General features: G+C 74.8%; 17 protein-coding genes. 15 read left to right on the top strand and 2 right to left on the bottom strand.

Going from position 1 to position 17,677, the window contains the following annotated elements; translation table 11 throughout:
• The first annotated feature begins 34 nt into the window (after window positions 1-34).
• From OC439_RS00790 to OC439_RS00760, 7 genes are all read left to right on the top strand, one after another.
• Window positions 35-568, top strand: a complete 534-nt coding sequence (locus OC439_RS00790) for a 2'-5' RNA ligase family protein (protein WP_262011692.1) — start codon at window positions 35-37, stop codon at window positions 566-568.
• Between the two features lie 85 nt (window positions 569-653).
• Complete coding sequence (locus OC439_RS00785; protein ID WP_262011691.1) at window positions 654-1,598, top strand: inositol-3-phosphate synthase; 945 nt, start codon at window positions 654-656, stop codon at window positions 1,596-1,598.
• 57 nt (window positions 1,599-1,655) lie between these two features.
• Window positions 1,656-2,399 carry an ArsR/SmtB family transcription factor gene (locus OC439_RS00780; protein WP_262011690.1) on the top strand — a complete coding sequence of 248 codons (744 nt, stop codon included), beginning with the start codon at window positions 1,656-1,658 and terminating at the stop codon, window positions 2,397-2,399.
• 105 nt (window positions 2,400-2,504) lie between these two features.
• A complete protein-coding gene (locus OC439_RS00775; RefSeq protein ID WP_262011689.1) occupies window positions 2,505-3,506 on the top strand; it encodes a cytochrome P450 in 1,002 nt (333 codons plus the stop codon).
• Window positions 3,503-4,300 (top strand): isocitrate lyase/phosphoenolpyruvate mutase family protein, encoded by a 798-nt coding sequence (locus OC439_RS00770; RefSeq protein ID WP_262011688.1) that lies wholly within the window; start codon window positions 3,503-3,505, stop codon window positions 4,298-4,300. The genes OC439_RS00775 and OC439_RS00770 overlap by 4 nt, the downstream gene beginning before the upstream one ends.
• Before the next feature lie 102 nt (window positions 4,301-4,402).
• Window positions 4,403-5,359, top strand: a complete 957-nt coding sequence (locus tag OC439_RS00765; protein WP_262011687.1) for a hypothetical protein — start codon at window positions 4,403-4,405, stop codon at window positions 5,357-5,359.
• A 4-nt stretch (window positions 5,360-5,363) separates the two neighbouring features.
• Entirely contained in the window at window positions 5,364-6,974 is a 1,611-nt protein-coding gene (locus tag OC439_RS00760; protein WP_262011686.1) for an asparagine synthetase B family protein, read from the top strand.
• Between the two features lie 40 nt (window positions 6,975-7,014).
• Here the strand turns inward: OC439_RS00760 and OC439_RS00755 are convergent, their stop codons facing one another.
• The gene (locus OC439_RS00755) at window positions 7,015-7,890 is read right to left on the bottom strand and encodes a transglutaminase-like domain-containing protein (protein ID WP_262011685.1); all 876 of its coding nucleotides are present in this window, start codon (window positions 7,888-7,890) and stop codon (window positions 7,015-7,017) included.
• A gap of 122 nt (window positions 7,891-8,012) precedes the next feature.
• Between OC439_RS00755 and OC439_RS00750 the strand changes: the two genes are divergently transcribed.
• From OC439_RS00750 to OC439_RS00740, 3 genes are read left to right on the top strand one after another with little or no spacing between them, the layout of a single operon-like run.
• Window positions 8,013-8,486, top strand: a complete 474-nt coding sequence (locus OC439_RS00750) for a DUF1203 domain-containing protein (protein ID WP_262011684.1) — start codon at window positions 8,013-8,015, stop codon at window positions 8,484-8,486.
• A gap of 48 nt (window positions 8,487-8,534) precedes the next feature.
• Complete coding sequence (locus OC439_RS00745; RefSeq protein ID WP_262011683.1) at window positions 8,535-9,527, top strand: carcinine hydrolase/isopenicillin-N N-acyltransferase family protein; 993 nt, start codon at window positions 8,535-8,537, stop codon at window positions 9,525-9,527.
• A gap of 40 nt (window positions 9,528-9,567) precedes the next feature.
• A complete protein-coding gene (locus tag OC439_RS00740; RefSeq protein ID WP_262011682.1) occupies window positions 9,568-9,960 on the top strand; it encodes a VOC family protein in 393 nt (130 codons plus the stop codon).
• A gap of 71 nt (window positions 9,961-10,031) precedes the next feature.
• On the opposite strand, the gene OC439_RS00735 is transcribed toward OC439_RS00740, so the two are convergent.
• Complete coding sequence (locus OC439_RS00735; protein ID WP_194799303.1) at window positions 10,032-11,483, bottom strand: LVIVD repeat-containing protein; 1,452 nt, start codon at window positions 11,481-11,483, stop codon at window positions 10,032-10,034.
• Window positions 11,484-11,621: 138 nt separating this feature from the next.
• On the opposite strand from OC439_RS00735, the gene OC439_RS00730 reads away from it, so the two are divergent.
• The 5 genes from OC439_RS00730 (at window position 11,622) to OC439_RS00710 (ending at window position 17,643) form a co-directional block, all read left to right on the top strand.
• Complete coding sequence (locus tag OC439_RS00730) at window positions 11,622-12,317, top strand: DUF305 domain-containing protein (protein ID WP_262011681.1); 696 nt, start codon at window positions 11,622-11,624, stop codon at window positions 12,315-12,317.
• A 50-nt stretch (window positions 12,318-12,367) separates the two neighbouring features.
• Window positions 12,368-13,582 (top strand): sensor histidine kinase, encoded by a 1,215-nt coding sequence (locus OC439_RS00725; RefSeq protein ID WP_262011680.1) that lies wholly within the window; start codon window positions 12,368-12,370, stop codon window positions 13,580-13,582.
• The gene (locus OC439_RS00720; RefSeq protein WP_262011679.1) at window positions 13,579-14,244 is read left to right on the top strand and encodes a response regulator; all 666 of its coding nucleotides are present in this window, start codon (window positions 13,579-13,581) and stop codon (window positions 14,242-14,244) included. Before OC439_RS00725 ends, OC439_RS00720 begins: the two co-directional genes overlap by 4 nt.
• A 148-nt stretch (window positions 14,245-14,392) precedes the next feature.
• Entirely contained in the window at window positions 14,393-15,157 is a 765-nt protein-coding gene (locus OC439_RS00715; RefSeq protein ID WP_262011678.1) for an ABC transporter ATP-binding protein, read from the top strand.
• Between the two features lie 5 nt (window positions 15,158-15,162).
• On the top strand, window positions 15,163-17,643 hold the full coding sequence (locus OC439_RS00710) for an ABC transporter permease (protein ID WP_262011677.1): 2,481 nt from the start codon (window positions 15,163-15,165) through the stop codon (window positions 17,641-17,643).
• The last annotated feature ends 34 nt before the right edge of the window (window positions 17,644-17,677 follow it).

Below are 17,677 nucleotides of genomic sequence, written 5' to 3'. Positions count from 1 at the left end.
GTCGCGGGCGGTCGCCGGCGACTAGCCTGATCACGTGCGGACGGTCGAACTGCTCTGCTCACCCGAACTGGAAGCGGCGGTTCGCGCTGCCTGGGAAAGGCTCGCCGCCGCCGGGCTGCCCAGCCTGGCCCGCAACACGCACCCGACGAACCGGCCGCACCTCACGCTCGCCTCGGTGGAGGAGTTCCCGCCCGGCGCCGAGCAGCGCCTGGCCGACCTCTGCGACGCGGCGCTCCCGCTGCCGGTGCGGCTGGGCCGGGTGACGGTGCTCGACGGCAGCGCGCCACTGGTGTGGCTGGTCCGCCCGGCACCGCAGCTCGTCGCGCTGCACGGCGCGGTCTGGGACGTGCTCGCCGAGGCGTCCGGCGGGCACTCCTGGCACCAGCCCGGCCGGTGGGTGCCGCACCTGAGCCTGGCGCTGCGGTTCGGCGCGGCGGACCGGCGCCGAGCCCGGGCGGTCGCCGGGGCGCACCCGCCGGCCGGGGCGTTCGTGGCGGCGCGCAGCTACGACGGCGACACCCGCACGGTCAGCGAGCTGAGCACCGCCTGCCCGCGTTCCGGCGGCTGACCGAGAGGTCATACCCGGCGCTGGTGGGCGTCGGTTCCGTTGACCGGGACCCCCGGCGTGGGCAGATCCGGGTACTCTTCGCCCCATGATCGACAGTGTTCGATTGGCGGTCGTCGGTGTGGGCAACAACACGTCGGCGTTGATGCAGGGCATCGCCTTCTACCGCAACACCGGCAGCCTGGTAGGGCTCCACCGGCCAGAGATCGCGGGACTGGGCGTCAGCGACATCGACGTCGTCGCCGCTTTCGCCATGTCCGACCGAAAGGTGGGCAAGGATCTCCACGAGGCGATATTCATGCCGCCCAACAACTTCCCGCGCCTCGACACCGAACTTCCGCCCGCCGGCGTGACGGTGCGGCGTGGCCTGGTGGACTCGACGGAAGTCGAACGGGTGGCGCACGCGCTGGAAGGGGCGGAGGTGCTGCTCTACTCCGCTCCGAGCGGCCGGCCGGACACGGCTCGGGCTTACGCCGAGGCGGCTCTGACGGCGGGAGTCGCGTTCGTGAACACCACGTCGGATCCGGTGGCCAGGCACGAGTCACTACTGGCACGTTTCGAGGAAGCCCGTGTGCCGTTGCTCGGCGACGACCTGGCCAGCCAGTTCGGCACCTCCGTGCTGCACCACGCACTACTGCGGCTGATCGAGGAGCGCGGCCTCACCCTGGGCAGCTCCTACCAGGTCAATCTGGGCGGGACCGAAGACTTCCGCAACCTGGTCGAGAACCCGAACACCAAGAAGCAGTCCAAGCTGAACGCCCTGGGGTCGTCCGGCAAGGTCCAGATGGCGCCCCTCGCGTACATGCCGCACCTGCGATCCCACAAGATCGCCCACCTCAACATCGAAGCGCAGGGCTGGGCCGAGACGGTGGTGAGTGTGGAGGTGCGCCTGCAGGTGCATGACCCGAGTGGTGCCGCCGGCGTCAACATCGACCTGATTCGTCTGGCGGCCATCGCCCTGCGGTCGGGTCGTGGCGGCTACCCGGCCGAAGCGGCATCCCTCCTGAAGTCCCCACCCGGAACCGCGATCTGACCCCAACCCCCGGACCGTTCGGCGCGGCCCGAACCGTGCCCGTGTCAGCATGGGCCGATGACCACCGGTGCCGACGGCCGCGGACTCGCCGGGTTCGCCGCGCTGCTCGCCGACCCCACCCGGGCCGGCTTCTGCCTGGCACTGCTCGACGGCCGCGCCTGGACCGCCGGGGAGCTGGCCCGCGCCGCCGGGGTCGCCGCGTCCACCGCGAGCGACCACCTCACCCGGCTGGTCGCCGGCGGCCTGCTGGTCGAGCAGCGGCAGGGCCGCCACCGGTACGTCCGCCTCGCCGACCCGGGCGTCGCCCAGCTCGTCGAGGACCTGGCCGCGCGGGCGCCCGCACCGGCGGCCCCGCCCCGCACGTTGCGCGCCGCGTCGGCCGGCGCCGCCCTGGCGTACGCGCGCACCTGCTACGACCACCTGGCCGGGCGGCTCGGCGTGCTGCTGCACGACGCCCTGCTCGACCGTGGCGTGCTCGATCGCACCGGCGGCCTGGCGCTGACCGGCAACGGCGTGACCTGGCTGGCCGGTCTCGGTGTACCGGTCGAGCCGTTGCGCGCCACCCGGCGACCGCTCGTCCGCGACTGCCTGGACTGGACCGAACGGCGCCCGCACCTGGCCGGCGCGGTCGGGGCGGCGCTGTGCGGGCGCTTCCTCGACCTCGGCTGGACCGCGCGTGGCACCGGCCGGGCGGTACGGGTCACCCCGGCGGGGCGGGACGCGCTGGCCGCGACGCTCGGGCTCGACCCGGCGCTGCTGGCCCCGCCCGCCGCCCGCGACACCGGTCCGGCGCGCGCCTGACCCGCCCGTGTTCCGCGCCGCCGGTCCCGCCCGCGCCTGACCGCCGGGTGTGCCCGGCCGGATCGTTCGGTCCGGACCGAACTGTCGGCGCCCTACGGTCGGGCGATGGATTCACCGACGATCACGGCTGCTCCGGGCACACCGCCCTGCGGGCAGCCGACCTCGGACGACGGCGGCTGGGTGGTCACCCGGTACGCGGACGTCGTCTCCGTCCTGACCGATCCCCGCTGCGTGGTGCCGCCCGCCGAGGAGGCGCCGGAGGGTGGCCTGGCATGGCTGCGCGCCTCGGTGAGCCGGTTCAGTCCGCCGGACCGGCATGCCGCGCGGCGCGCCGTCGGGGTGGCGGCGCTCGACACGCTCGACCCACGGGAACTGCGCGTGGCCGCGGCACGGCTGACCGGGCGGATCCTCGACCGCGCCGCGACCGCGGACAACGGCGGCGACCGGGTGGACGTGACCGGTGACCTGGCTCGGCGCGTACCCCTTGTGGTGCTGGCGGAGCGGCTCGGCCTGGCCGACCCGGCGGCGGCCGTCGCGGAGGTGACGGCGGTGGCCGCCGCCTACCACCCGGGTGCCGGCCCGGCGGCGGTGCGGCGGGCGGACCGGGCGGTGGCGGCGCTGCTGGCCATGTCGCCGCCCGCTCCGGCCGAGGTGACAGCGAACCGGCTCGGGCTGCTGGTGCAGGCCGCCGACGCCACCGCCGGGCTGATCGTGGCCGCCGTCCGGCACGGGCTCGACGCGCCGGACGGGCTCGGGACCGACGCGCTGCTCGCCGAGGTGCTGCGCCTCGACCCGCCGGTACGGGTCACCCGCCGGGTCGCCGCCGACCCGCTGAGCCTGGGCGGCCGGCCGGTGCGCGTGGGGGAGCGGCTGCTGCTGCGGTTCGACGCCGCCAACCGCGACCCGGCGGTCTTCCCGGAGCCGGACCGTTTCCGCGCCGGCCGGGCGAACGCCGCGCTGACGTTCGGCGCCGGCCCCCGCGGCTGCCCCGGGCGGCGGCACGCGCTCGCCCTGGCCGCCGGCGTGGTCGGCGTGCTGCGCCGCCGCTGCCGTCCCGCCCGCCCGACCCCTGACGTCCCGACGACCCGACTCGAGGTGATCCGATGACGACCGACAGGTACCGCGCGTTCCGTGACCTGCATCGGCCCGGCGACCCGCTGCTCCTGCCCAACGCCTGGGACCACGCCTCCGCCGCGGCGCTCGCCGCCCGGGGCCATCAGGCGATCGGCACCACCAGCCTGGGCGTGGCGGCGGCCGCCGGGCGGCCGGACGCGGTCCGGGCGACCCGCGCGGAGACGCTGGATCTGGCGTACCGGCTGCGGGACCTGCCGACGCTGCTCACGGTGGACATCGAGGACGGCTTCCACGACGACCCGGCGGAGGTCGCCGGGTTCGTGGGCGAGCTGGCCGCGCTCAGCGTAGTCGGCGTGAACCTGGAGGACGGGCGCCCGGACGGGCGACTGGCCCCGGCCGAGCACGTCGCCGCCGTGATCGCGGCGGTCCGCGCGGCAGTGCCGCGGATGGTCGTCAACGCCCGCACCGACGCCTGGTGGCTGGGCGTGCCGGCGCCGCTGGACGAGGCACGGCGGCGGGCGGCGGCGTTCCGGGCCGCCGGGGCCGACTGCCTGTTCGTGCCGGGCGCACCGGACGACCTGGTCGGCCTGCTCGCCGCCGAGGCGGGGTTGCCGCTGAACGTGCTCTACCGGCCGGGCGGCCCGGACCTCGCCGCCCTCGGACGGCTCGGCGTGGCCCGGGTCAGCACCGGCTCGCTGCTGTTCCGGGCCGCCCTCGGCGCGGCGCTGCACCTGACCGACGCGATCGGTGCCGGGCGTGACGCGGGCCTGCCGGCGCCGCCCGGGTACGAGGAGGTGCAGGCGCTGGTGCAGCCGTCCGCCACCTGATCGGGCACTTCGGGGGAGATGGGAGGAATCGCGCCTTCTCCGGTCTTTACGGTGTGTGCAGGCCCAATCACGCCGTGTCCTGACCGAGAGGGGACGGAGACCATGCGAGTGCCCAGCCGCAGCCCAGGTCGCCAGCCCGGTCCCGCCGTCACGTCCACCGCTCCCGCCCGGCGGGTGCCCGGCGGTCGCCGCGCCGGCGCCGAGCCGGACCTGTCCGCGTACCGGGCGGCGGTGGCGGAACTCCTGGTCGAGGTGGGCGCGCTCGCCGACGCGCCGTCCACCACCGCCCGCCAGGTGCTGCTCGACCAGCGGCTGCGTGAACCGGCCATCGCCGCCGTCCTCGACGCCACCCCGCAGGGGCTGATCGGCGCCCGGGAGACGCTCCTGCTGGAGATGGCCCGCTACCAGCCCAACGCGCGCAGCTCGGCGCAGGACCTCACCGCGCTGGTCCGCATCTACCTGCTCTCCCGCGTCGACGTGCTCTGGTGGCGGGACAGCCCGACGTTCCTCACCGACGACCAGGTCCGCACCAGCACCGAACTGGTCGACCTGGAATGGCTGCGCCGCCGCGGCCTGGTCGAGTTCCGCTACCAGGAACAGCCCGCCACAGTGGTGGGACGCGGGCTGCGGGCGGTCCGGCGGCGGCTGCGCCCGGACGCCACCCCGCGTACCGCCGGCCTGCTGTTCCGCCGGGCCCGCCGCGAGATGATCGCGTTCCTCAACGACCTGGCCCGCGAGTTCACCGCGATCGCGCCGGACGGCACGCCACCGCTCTGGGTGACCAGCCTGGCCCGCAGTGCCGAGCACCAGCACCGGCTGCGCCGCCTCGGGTACGCGGCGATGGTGCCCAGCGGGCACTGCCTCGGCTGGGCCGCCGACGTCGAACTGGAGTGGTACGACCGCTTCGGCGCCCGCCCGGCGCTGGCCGGGCTGCTGCTGGCCCGCCAGGACGCCGGCGAGGTGAACGTGGTCGACGAGGGACAGGCCTGGCACGTGTGTCTCGCCCCGGCCGTCCGCCGCCGCTACCGGCGGGCGTACGAGGCCGAGATGGGGGTGTGACCCGGTGTGCGGCATCGCGCTGAGCATCGGCCCCGAAGCGGACCCGGCGACGTTCCGGCGGATGCTCGCCGCGCTCGCACCGCGCGGCGAGGTCACCGAGACCCGGCAGGAGAACGGCCTGCTCGCCGGCGTACGGCGGCTGAAGATCGTGGATCGGGAACGATCCGTGCAGCCGTGGATGTCACCGGACGAGCGGCACCTGCTCTGCTTCAACGGCGAGATCTTCAACCACCACGAGCTGCGCGCCGAGCTGACCCGGCTCGGGCACCGGTTCAGGACCGCGGGCGACACCGAGGTGGTGCTCGCCGCGTTCCGCCAGTGGGGCGAGAACGCGGTCCGCCGGCTGCGCGGCGAGTACGCGTTCGCAATCGTCGAGCGCGACAGCGGCCGGGCGTACCTGGCCCGCGACCCGCTCGGCGTCAAGCCGCTGTACTGGTCCCGCCTGCCCGGCTGCCTGCACCTCGCCTCCGAGGTCAAGGCGCTGGTCGGGCACGGCGCGCCGATCGGCGAGGTGGCACCCGGGCACCACGGCTGGGTCGAGCCCGGCCGCCCGGTCCGGCTCGGCCCGCACGTCGACCTGCTCACCCTCGGCGACGGCCTGCCGGTGATCGACGACCCGGACGAGGCGGCCCTGCTGGTCCGCGTCGCGCTGACCGACGCGATGCGCGCCCGGCTGGACACCGACCTCACCGTCGGCGTGGTGCTCTCCGGCGGTCTGGACAGCTCGCTGGCGCTGCTGCACGCCCGGGAACTGCACCCGGACTGCGTGGCGGTCACCATCGGCGCGCCGGAGAGCCCGGACGTCGCGTACGCCCGGCGGCTCGCCGCCGACCTCGGCGTACCGCACGAGGTGATCGAGCTGCGCCCGCGCGACATCCGGCTCGCCGACGTCCGCGAGGCGATCCGGATCTCCGAGCTGACCGAGTACGGCGACATCATCAACGCGGTCGTCTCGGTGCCGATCTTCCGGCGGCTGCGCGAGCTGGGCGTCCGGGTGGTGCTCACCGGCGACGGTTCGGACGAGTTGTTCGGCGGGTACCCGATGTACCACCGGGTCGGGCCGGAGCGGTCCCGCCGGCTGTTCCTGCACAAGATCCGCAACCTGTGCCGGACCGAGCTGCAACGGGTGGACCGGGCCAGCATGGCGCACGGCGTGGAGGCCCGGGTGCCGTTCCTCGACCTCAGCGTCGTCGAGCTGGCCATGCGGCTGCCGCTGGACGTGAAGCTGCGCGACGGGCAGGAGAAGTGGATCGTCCGGCGGGCCTTCGCCGACCTGCTGCCCGCCTACGTCCGGCAGCGGCCGAAGAACCCGATGTCGTACTCGTCGGGGCTGCACGAACGGGCCCGCCTCTACAAGCCGCTGTTCGCCCGGCTGCACCGCTCCTTCGGCTACGACCTGCTCGAACCGGTGCGCCGGGACTTCGACAGCGTGCTCACCCGTTGCGGCAACGACCTCGACCGGGCCATCGCCGAGGGCATGGCCCGGCCCGACTACACCGTGCTCGAACACGCCCGGGACTTGGTCGGCGCGGCCCGCTGGAACGCCGCCCCGATGGTCCGCCGGCTGGTCAACCCGCGTCGCACCCGAGGCGACGAGGCGCCCCTGCCCGGGTGAGCCCGCGGCCTCGTCCGGCCGGTCGGTGCGCGACGGTGGGTCAGCGCCGCAGGTCCACGTCGGCGGTCACGCCGGAGACCGGGTCCATGCAGTGCACCGTCGGGCCCGGACGCAACCGGGCGTCCGAGGCGTACCGCCGGGCCAGCTCCCGCTCGGCGGCGGCGTCGCCGCGGTCGGCCGCCACCAGCAGCGCGGCGACCTCGTCGACGAGGGTGAGATCGGCGCCGGTCAGGTCCTCGGTCATCGCCCCGAACCCGTCCCAGAGCAGCACCTCGTCCTTGTGCCGGTGGGCCAGTTCCAGCAGCACGTAGTCGTGGATGAGCCAGTCGCCCCGGATCGGCAGCGACGGGTCGACGCCGTAGGTGTCCGGGTCGATCCGGCCCGCCCGGTACGCCAGCCACACCCGGGCCGCCGACTCGAAGTGCCCCGCCTCCGGGTCGATGTCGTAGCCGTCGAACGGCCGGTCGGCGGCCGGGTCGAGCTCCGGGTCGGACCAGACCCAGCGCTCGCCGTTCCACCACTCCGCCAGCACGTGGTCGTGGTGCCAGTCCGGGGCGAAGTAGCTCACGAACCCGACCCGGCTGCGCGCCGGGATCCCGTGCCGGCGCAGTGCCGCGACGGTGAACAGCGTGTGGTCCCGGCAGCAGCCGGCGACCCGCTCGGCGGCCGGGCGCTCGGTGGTCAGCGGCAGCGGGAACCGGGACTGGTCGGTGTCGAGGATGCGGTCCAGCCAGCGCAGGTTCACCTCGGCCTGGCGGACGTCCGGCAGCTCCACGCCGCCGGCGCGGTAGTGGACGATCACGTTGCGGGCGGTCGCCGCGACGGTGGGCAGGTCGGCTGGCACGGCGCCGAGCAGCGCCGCGTGGTGGCGGGGATCGCTGTACGGGGAGTGGGTCCGGTAGTCGTCGACGTCCATCCGGTCATTGTCGGCGCGGGACGCGGCCGGCGGGTGCCCGCTCGGCGCGCAATCTCGCGGTGCCCGAACGCGAGGTCCGATCACCGCCAGCGTCGCGGTGCGGGCCGCGCCAGGCTGGAACCGTGACGACCACCCGTACCGCGTTCGGAATCCGCCCGCTGCCCGCCGGAACGCTCGCCGAGCTACGGCGCACCGGCCGCGACGCCACCGGGCAGCCACCCGAGCACCGGCGCGCCACCGGCGGCGAGCCGCTGCGCTGCTGCCTGCGCGACGCCCGCCCGGACGAGGCGCTGCTGCTGTTCGGGTACGCCCCGCCGCTGCCGCCGGGCCCGTACCGCGAGGTGGGGCCGGTGTTCGCGCACGCCACCGAATGCGCCGGCCCGGACGACGTGACGGCGTACCCGGTCCAGTGGCGCGGACGGGAGCAGGTGCTGCGCGCGTACGACAGCCGGGGCCGCATCGTGGGCGGACGGCGACACGACGGCGGCGATCCGGAGGCGGTGCTCGCGGAGCTGTTCGCCGATCCGGCGGTGGACCAGCTGCACAGCCGCAACGTGGTGTACGGCTGCTGGATGTTCGCGGTCGTGCGGAGCTGACCGACTCCCGGATGGACATCGGCGCACGCCTCTTCTAGCGTCGCTGTCATGCGGAGGACCCTCATCGCCGGCGGGCTCGCGCTGCTCCTGCTCGCCACGGCCTGCGGGGAGAGCCGCCGGTCCGGCCCGCCGGCCGCGGCCGGCTCACCGACCGCGTCCCGGCAGGACCCGGCGCAGGTCGAGCGGACCCTGGCCAGCCTCCGCAAGATCGACGACCTGCCGATGTACGAGATGACGTACGACGGCGACTACGACCCGACCGCCGGGCTGGCCGAGTCCACGCCGCCGAGCCCGTTCGGCTGCTCGCTGTTCGCCGCGCTCGCCGACCGGGAGCGCCCGTTGTTCGCCCGCAACTTCGACTGGGAGCCCAATCCCGCGCTGGTGCTGCGCACCGACCCGCCGGACGGGTACGCCTCGATCTCGCTGGTCGACATCTCGTACCTGGGCGTGTCCGCCGACCCGACCGGGGACCGGCGGCTGCTGGACGCGCCGCTGCTGCCGTTCGACGGCATGAACGAGCGGGGTCTCGCGGTCGGGCTGGCCGCCGACGACGGTGCGCGCGCCGAGCCGGTGCCGGGACTACCGAAGGTGGGCTCGGTGCGCATCCTGCGCCTGGTGCTCGACTCGGCCGCCACCGTGGACGAGGCGGTCGCCGTCTTCCGGCGCTACAACCTCGACTTCGACGGCGGCCCGCCGCTGCACTACCTGCTGGCCGACGCGACGGGCGCGTCCGCCGTGGTGGAGTTCGTCGACGGGAAGCTCTCCGTGGACCGGCGGCAGGGCCCGTGGCAGGCGCTGACCAACGTGCCCGCCGTCGGCGTGCCGGACCGCGAGCTGCGCCAGGACCACCGGTACGGGGTGCTGGCGAAGGAGCTGGACCGCACCGGCGGGGTGGTAGACGCCGCCGGGGCGCTGCGGCTGCTGAACGCGGTACGCCAGTCGCACACCCGCTGGTCGGTGACGTACGGGCTGCGCAGCGGCGAGGTGCGGGTGGTCACGGCCGGCGGCGGCACCCGCGACTACCGGCTGCCGATGAGCTGACCCGGGCGCCTGCGGTCCGCGCCGGAGTTACTGTCGGACGATGACGCCCGTGACCCGGTTGGACCACGTCGTGATCGCCGTCTCGGACTGGCGGGTCGCCACCGACTTCTATCGCGACGTGGTCGGCGCCGAGGTGATCGGCGTCGGCGGCGAGCGCGTCGCGTTCCGGATCGGGCCCACCCAGCTCAGCGTGCACGGGCCGGGGACGGACCTCGCCGGCAACGTCGCCCGCCTGCCCGTCCGCCCCGGCAACAGCGACGTCTGTCTCGTCTGGGACGGCCCGGTCGACGCGGCGGTGGCGCACCTGCGCCGTCACGGCGTCGAGGTGGAGACGGGGCCGGTCCCGCGGTTCGGCGCCGGCGGCCCCGGGACGAGTGTCTACTTCCGCGACCCCGACGGGAGCCTCCTGGAGTTCATCTCCTACGAGGCGTGACGGGGGCGCGGACCGCGACGGGCCCGGCGTCCCCGCGAGGGGGAGCACCGGGCCCGTCGACGGTCAGCGGGTCACCAGCTCAGGTAACCGGCCTGGGTCTGCACGTTCAGCTCGGGCACCAGCAGGAACTGCGCCAGCCAGGTACGCGGGTCACGCAGCTCCAGCACGTCCAGTCCCTTCTGGATGTCGCTGGAGTAGATGTGGCCGTTGTACCAGTAGGCCGACCACGACCCGCCGGTACGCAGCTGCGAGGCGTCCAGCGGCCCGCGCTCCCAGTAGGCGATCTCCTTGGGCTTGCGCGAGTCGGTGAAGTCCCACACCGAGATGCCGCCCTGGTACCAGGCCTGGACCATGATGTCGCGGCCGGGCACCGGGATCAGCGAGCCGTTGTGGGCCACGCAGTTCTCCGTGTCGGCGTTGACCCGGGGGATCTTGTAGTAGCTGCGGAACTCCAGCTTGCGGGCGTCGCCGCGGCCGGTGATGTCGTAGATGGCGTCCGCGCCGCGGTTCGGGCCGACCACCTCGTTGCAGGTGGCCGCGCCGCCGCCGCCCAGCTCGTCGGTGAAGACGACCTTGGTGCCGGCGTTGTTGAACGTGGCCGAGTGCCAGAACGCGAAGTTCTCCGCGTCGGTGACCCGCTCGATCACCCGGGGCGCCTCACGGTTCTTGATGTCCAGCAGGATGCCGTCACCCATGCAGGCGCCCGCGGCCAGGTCCTTCGACGGGTACGCGGTGATGTCGTGGCAGCCGGTGGTGGCCGACGACTGACCCGGGATGCCCGGGTAGCCGCCGTCCGGGAACAGGTTCGGCGTGGCGACCACGGAGGCGGTGGTGGGGTTCTTCACCGGCACCTTGACGATGGAGATGGAGTCGTGCGGCGGCTGGCAGTCCGGGAACTCGGCCCGCGGGCTGTACGAGGAGACGTACAGGTAGACGTTCCGCTTGTCCTTGCCGGGCACCAGGGTGTGGGTGTGCGAGCCGCACGCCGTCTCCACCGACTTGATGTAGCGCGGGTTGCGCTTGTCCCGGATGTCGAAGATCTTGATGCCCTCCCAGGACTCCTTCACCGACGCCGGCTGGGTGGTGCTGGCGCAGGAGTCGTCGCTGCGGGAGGAGTCGGTCGACAGGAACAGCAGGTCGCCGTGGACCGAGATGTCGTTCTGCGAGCCGGGGCAGAGCACCTGGGACACGATCGCCGGGCGGTTCGGGCGGGAGACGTCGTAGACGACGAACCCGTCGTAGTTGCCGACGAACGCGTACCGCCCCTGGAAGGCGATGTCGGTGCCGAGGGCGGCGGTGGTGTCGAACGGCGCCTGCTTCGGCAGGTTCGCCACCTGGCGCAGGTTGGGGCTGCTGGAGATCTCGTCGACACCGGGGACGGCGTTGTCCACGGTGGCCGGGGCGGCCTGGGCGCGGGGGATCTCCTGCGCGCTGCTCGGGGGCGCGGTGAACACGCCGGCGAGCAGCAGGCCGGCGGCGGCCAGGCTGACGGTCCGGATTCGGGACGTGCGGAGGCTGATCATCGGCAACGCCCTTCGAAAGGGGGTCATGATTCGCCACACCTTACCTATTTGAGACGGCCATCAATGTGACCTGGGTCACACTTTGGAACTTTCGTCTATGGATAGGATCGCTGTCACCTTGACCGGAGGAGGCGTCGTATGACCAGCCGGCAGGCGCGTGTGTGGGTGGGCGTCACAGCACTGGTGACCCTTGTGGTGGTCGGCGCACTGGCGCTGACCGGGCGCGAGGAAACCCGTGCCCCGGAGGCGGCCGGAACCGCCGCGGCGGCCGCGCCGAGCGCGAGCGCCGCCGGGTCGGCGCCACCCGTGGTGGTACCGGGACGCCCGGGGGAGCCCGCCGCGACCCGCCCGGCCGAACAGGTCCGGGGCGCCACCACGCCGCGCTGGAACAGCCTCGACGTCTGGTACGTCCGGATGATGATCCCGCACCACGAGCAGGCCCTGGAGATGGCCGCCCTCGCGCCCGAGCGCGCCGCCGACGCGCGGGTGCGCGCCGTGGCCGACCGGATCCGTGCCGCGCAGGGCCCGGAGGTCGGCCTGCTGCGGGCCTGGCTCAGCACGCGCGACCTGCCCGCCGACGTACCCGGGCACGACCACGGCAGCATGCGCGGGATGCAGTCCCCGGAGGCGATGCGGCGGCTCGCCGACGCCCGCGGCGCGGAGTTCGACAAGCTGTTCGTGCAGATGATGTCCGACCACCACCGGGGCGCGATCGTCATGTCCACCGACCTGCTGAAGGTCGGCGTCGACCAGCCGATGCAGGAGTTCGCCACCTCGGTGGCCGTCGAGCAGTCCGCCGAGATCAGCCGCATGCAGGCCCTCCTGACCCGCTGACCTGGGAGCGGGCGGGGGAGGACGCAGGGGCGGGCCTAGGCTGGGGGATCGTGAACCGCCTGATCCTCGGTCGCCCGCTGCGGGGTGTCGCGTTCGACGCGGCAGTCTGCGGCCTCGTCGCGTTCTTCGCGCTGTCCGGCTTCGTCGCCGGGCAGACCGGGATCCCGGCGACCGCTGTCGGCCTGGCGATGGCGGCGGCGCTGTTCCTCCGGCGTACCCACCCGTCGGCCGTGGGTGCCCTGGTGGCCGCGCTCGCGCTGGTCCAGGTGATCGCCGGCTGGGGCCCGCTCAGCTACGACATCGCCGTCCTGATCGCCCTCTACAGCGTGGTCAAGTACGCCGACCGGCTCCGCGACGGCATCGCCGCCGGGATCGTCGCCGTGATCGGCGGGGTACTCGCCGCGCTCCAGACGTCCGGCACCGGTCCCTGGTGGATGGGCGCGTTCTTCTACACCCTGATCGTCGGCGCGGTCTTCCTGGCCGGACTGAACCTGCGGACCCGCCGGCTCTACGTGCTCAGCCTGGAGGAACGCGCCGCCACGCTGGAACGCGAGCGGGAGGCCGAGGCGCGCGCCGCCGTCGCCGAGGAACGCACCCGCATCGCCCGTGAGTTGCACGACGTGGTCGCCCACAGCATGGCCGTGATGATCGTGCAGGCCGACGGGGTGCGGTTCACGCTCGACCGGGACCCGGCCACCGCCCGGGAGGCGGCCAAGGTGGTCGCCGACACCGGCCGGGCGGCGCTGGAGGAGATGCGGCGGCTGGTCGGCGTACTCCGGGAACCGGACCGCCCGGAGCCGGCGCCGGCGGACCAGCCGGCCGCCGAGCCGGCGCATCGGCGGCCCGCGCTGGTGGAGTTACCCGCGTTGCTCGACCGGTTCCGCGCCGCCGGGCTGCGGATCACCTGCGGCGGCACCGGCACGCCGCGGGCGCTGCCGCCCGGCCTGGAGCTGACCGTCTACCGGGTGGTGCAGGAGAGCCTGACCAACGCGCTCAAGCACGCCGGTGTCGGCGCGTCGGTGGAGCTGACGCTGGACTGGGCCGCCGACGCCGTCGTGGTCCGGGCGGTCGACGACGGCGGCGGCGCTCCGGTGGTCCGGCCGGCGCCGTCCGGCGGGCACGGCCTGGTCGGCATGCGGGAACGGGTCGGGGTGTACGACGGCAGCCTCGCCGCCGGCCCCACACTCGCCGGCGGCTGGCGGGTGCAGGCGCGGCTGCCACGGCCGGCGGGCGCCGGCACCGAGGAAGGGAGCGCGGCGGCGTGACAGTGCGAGTGATGATCGTCGACGACCAGATGCTGGTACGGGCCGGGTTCCGGATGGTGCTCGACTCCCAGCCGGACCTGGAGGTGGTCGGCGAGGCCATCGACGGCGCGGACGCGCTGCGGGTGCTGGACCGGATCGAGGCCGACGTGGTGGTGATGGACCTGCGCATGCCCACCATGGACGGGGTGGAGGCGACCCGGCGGATCTGCGCCCGCCCGGATGGCGGCGGCCCGCGCGTGCTGGTGCTCACCACGTTCGACACCGAGGCCGACGCGTTCGCCGCGCTGCGCGCCGGGGCGAGCGGGTTCCTGCTCAAGAACGTGCCGCCGGAGGAGCTCATGGCCGCGATCCGGGTGGTGGCCCAGGGCGACTCGGTGGTGGCACCGTCGATCACCCGGCGGCTGCTCGACCGGTTCGCCGGTCAGCTCGGTCCCGCGCCGGCCGCCGACCCCCGGCTGGCCCAGCTCACCGAGCGGGAGCGCGAGGTGCTGCTGCTGGTGGCGCAGGGGCTCTCCAACGCCGAGATCGCCGCCCGGGTGCACGTCGCGGAGGCGACGGTGAAGACCCACGTGGGTCGCATCCTGGCCAAGCTCCAGCTCCGCGACCGGGTTCAGGCGGTGGTGCTGGCGTACGAGAGCGGCCTGGTCACGCCCGGCGGCTGACCGGCCGTACGTCTCAGGTCGTACGGGTTCCCCCGGTGGGGGACGACCGTGGTCGCACCGAGGTCGAGCGCGCAGGTGGAGATCGACTCAGCGGTGCCGGACCTAGCGTCGGAAGGGTCTTCAGACCGTGTCCGACAGGAGCACCACAGTGTCCGCACCACCGACCACAGGCGTCGCCCTCGCCGCCCGCGCGCTGCGCAAGGAGTACGGCGCCGGCCAGTCCCGCGTCGTCGCGCTCGACGGCGTCGACCTCGACCTGGCCGCCGCCCGGTTCACCGCCGTGATGGGCCCCTCCGGCTCCGGCAAGTCCACACTGCTGCACTGCCTCGCCGGCCTCGACCGGCCGACCGCCGGGGCGGTCCACATCGGCGACGCCGACCTGACGGGCCTGGACGACCGGCGGCTCACCCGGCTGCGCCGGGACCGGATCGGCTTCGTCTTCCAGAAGTTCAACCTGCTGCCCACGCTCACCGCCGAGGAGAACGTCGTCCTCCCGCTGGCCATCGCCGGCCGCCGCCCGGACCCGACCTGGCTGCGTCAGGTGGTGGCCGCGGTCGGCCTGACCGATCGCCTCGGACACCGCCCGGCGGAGCTGTCGGGCGGCCAGCAGCAGCGCGTCGCGGTGGCCCGCGCCCTGATCACCCGGCCGTGGGTGATCTTCGCCGACGAGCCGACCGGCAACCTCGACTCGCGCTCCGGCGCGGAGGTGCTGCGGCTGCTGCGCGAGGCGGTCGACACGCTCGGCCAGACCGTCGTCATGGTCACCCACGACCCGGCCGCCGCCGCGTACGCCGACCGGGTGGTCTTCCTCGCCGACGGCCGGCTGGTCGACGAACTGCACGCGCCGACGGTCGGCGCGGTCCGGGACGCGCTCAGCCGGCTCGACCCGGCCGTGACCCCGGCGGGGCGGTGACCGGGATGTTGCGCCTGACCCTGCGCCAGGTCCGCGCCGACGGCCTGCGCCTGCTGCTGTCCTCGCTGGCGATCGTGCTCGGCGTCGCGTTCGTCGCCGGCACGCTGATGTTCATCGACGGCATGCGCGCCGGGGCGTACGAGCGGGCCGGTGAGTTCGACAGGCACACCGACCTGGCCGCGTACGCCGAGACCGACCCGCTGCCCCCGGCGCTCGTGGACCGGGTGCGCGCCGTCGACGGGGTGGCCGCCGCCGCGGGCGAGCTGACCGGCTCCGCCGGGGTGGTCGGCCGCGACGGCCGTCCCGTGCTCGGGTACGCGGTGCTCGCCGCGATCCCCACCGAGACGGACCTGCAGTCCTACGACGTGGTCGCCGGGCGGCTGCCGCAGCGCCCCGGCGAGGTGGTGCTCGACGACGAGACCGTCGCCGAGCAGCGCTTCACCGTCGGCGGGCCGGTGTCGATCGGCGGGCAGGACGGCGCGGCCCGCCCGTACACCCTGGTCGGCACCGTCGACGTGGACGGCAGCTCCCGCGACGTCGGCGGCCCGTACATCGGGTTGACCGGACCGGACGCGCTCACCGTCGGCGGCGAGAAGGGGTACGGCCGGATCATGGTGGCGGCGCGGCCCGGGGTGGACACGGCCGCGCTCGCCGACCGGATCCGCGCCGTGGTGGGACCGGACGTGACGGTCCGGGACCGCGATGCCATCCTCGACGCCGCAGTCGACGACGCGGTCCGCGACCTGCGGCAGTTCGGCATGCTGCTGGGCACGTTCGCGGCGGTGGCGGTGGTGGTGGCCGGCTTCGTGATCGCCAACACCTTCGCCATCGTGCTCGCCCAGCGCTCCCGGCGTACCGCGCTGCTGCGCCTGGTCGGCGCCACCCGGGGGCAGATCTACCGGGCCACGCTGTCCGAGGCGGCGGTGACCGGCCTGCTCGCCTCCGTGGCCGGGGTGCTGGCCGGCGCGGCGGTGGCCGGCGGCCTCGGCGTCCTGCTCGCCGGCACCGGCGCGCCGCTCGGTAGCGGGCTCACCCTGACCTCGCGGACGCTGCTGCTCTCGCTGGGGCTGGGGACTCTGCTCACCGTGGCGTCGGCCGCGCTGCCGGCCTGGCAGGGCACCCGGGTCGCCCCGGTGGCCGCGCTCACCGACGCGGCGATCAACCCGGTGCGCCCGGCCGGGCGGGTCCGGCTGGCGGTCGGCGCGCTGGCGCTCGCCGCCGGTGTGGCGGCGCTGGCCGGCGCGGGTGCCACCGGCCAGGTGGTGCTGGTGGCGGCCGGCGCGTTGCTGGCCTTCGGCGGCATCGTGGCGTTCGGCCCGGTGCTGGTGCCGGCCCTGGTACGGGTGCTCGGCGGGCCGTTCCGCGCGGCGTTCGGCGCCACCGGCGGGCTGGCCGTGTCGAACGCGGTACGCAACCCGCGCCGGGTCGCCGCCACCGCGACCGCCATGGTGATCGGCATCGGGCTCGTCTCCGCGTTCGTGGTCGGCGCCGCGAGCGTCAAGTCCGGCATCGAACGCGCGGTGGACGCCCGGATCGGCGTGGACTTCCTGGTCACCGGTATCGGCGGCGACCTGCCGGCCACCGTCGCCGACGACCTGGCCGCCCGCCCGGAGCTGGGTGTGGTGCACGAGCAGCGCAGCCGGGTGGTCGGCGACGTGCAGCTGCGCGCCGCGCATCCGGCGCTGGTCCGGCGCACGCTGTCCGCGGTGGACGCCGGTGACCCGGCGGACCTGGGCCCGGGTTCGGTGCTGGTGCACCGCGAGCTGGCCGCGGCGCGGGGCTGGACGGCCGGCTCCACGATCACGCTGGCGGGCCGCCCGTTCCGGGTCGTCGCGGTGGTGGCCGACGAGGAGCCGGTCCTGGCCGGCAGCCCGGTGCCCGCCGGCCACCTGGTGGACGTGCTGGACACCGACTTCACCGCCATGTTCCCCACCGAGCGCGGCTACCTGGCCGAGGTGGACCCGGCCCCCGGGGTGGGTGTCGACGCCGCCCGGACCGCCGTCGAGTCGGTGCTGGCCCGCTATCCGACGGTGAACGTGATGGACCAGGCCGCGTACAAGAAGATGCTCACCGGCACCGTCGACATGGTGCTGGGGTTCGTCACCGCGCTGCTCGGCCTGGCCGTGGTGATCTCGCTGGTCGGGGTCGCCAACACGCTCAGCCTGTCGGTGGTGGAACGCACCCGGGAGACCGCGGTGCTGCGCGCGGTCGGGCTGAGCCGGGCCGGGATGCGGGGCGTGCTGGCGGTCGAGGCGGTGCTCACCGCGCTCGTCGGCACGCTGCTCGGCATCGCGCTCGGCACCGGGGCGGCGGCCGGGGCGATGGCAGTGATGGCCCGCATCGGCGGCGACTTCACGCTGGTGCTGCCCTGGGCGCGGATCGGGCTGATCGTCGCGGTGGCGGTGGTGGCCGCGCTGCTCGCCTCGGTCCTGCCGGCCCGCCGGGCGCTGTCCCGGCCGGTGGTGGCGTCGCTCGGCGCGGACTGAGCACCGCCACCCGGACACGGACGAGCCGGCTCCG

Source organism: Micromonospora sp. Mcm103 (genome assembly GCF_024519755.1).
Lineage (GTDB): Bacteria > Actinomycetota > Actinomycetes > Mycobacteriales > Micromonosporaceae > Micromonospora > Micromonospora aurantiaca.
The sequence above is the reverse complement of the archived record's forward strand: the minus strand, read 5'-3'. Positions and strand labels throughout refer to the sequence as shown.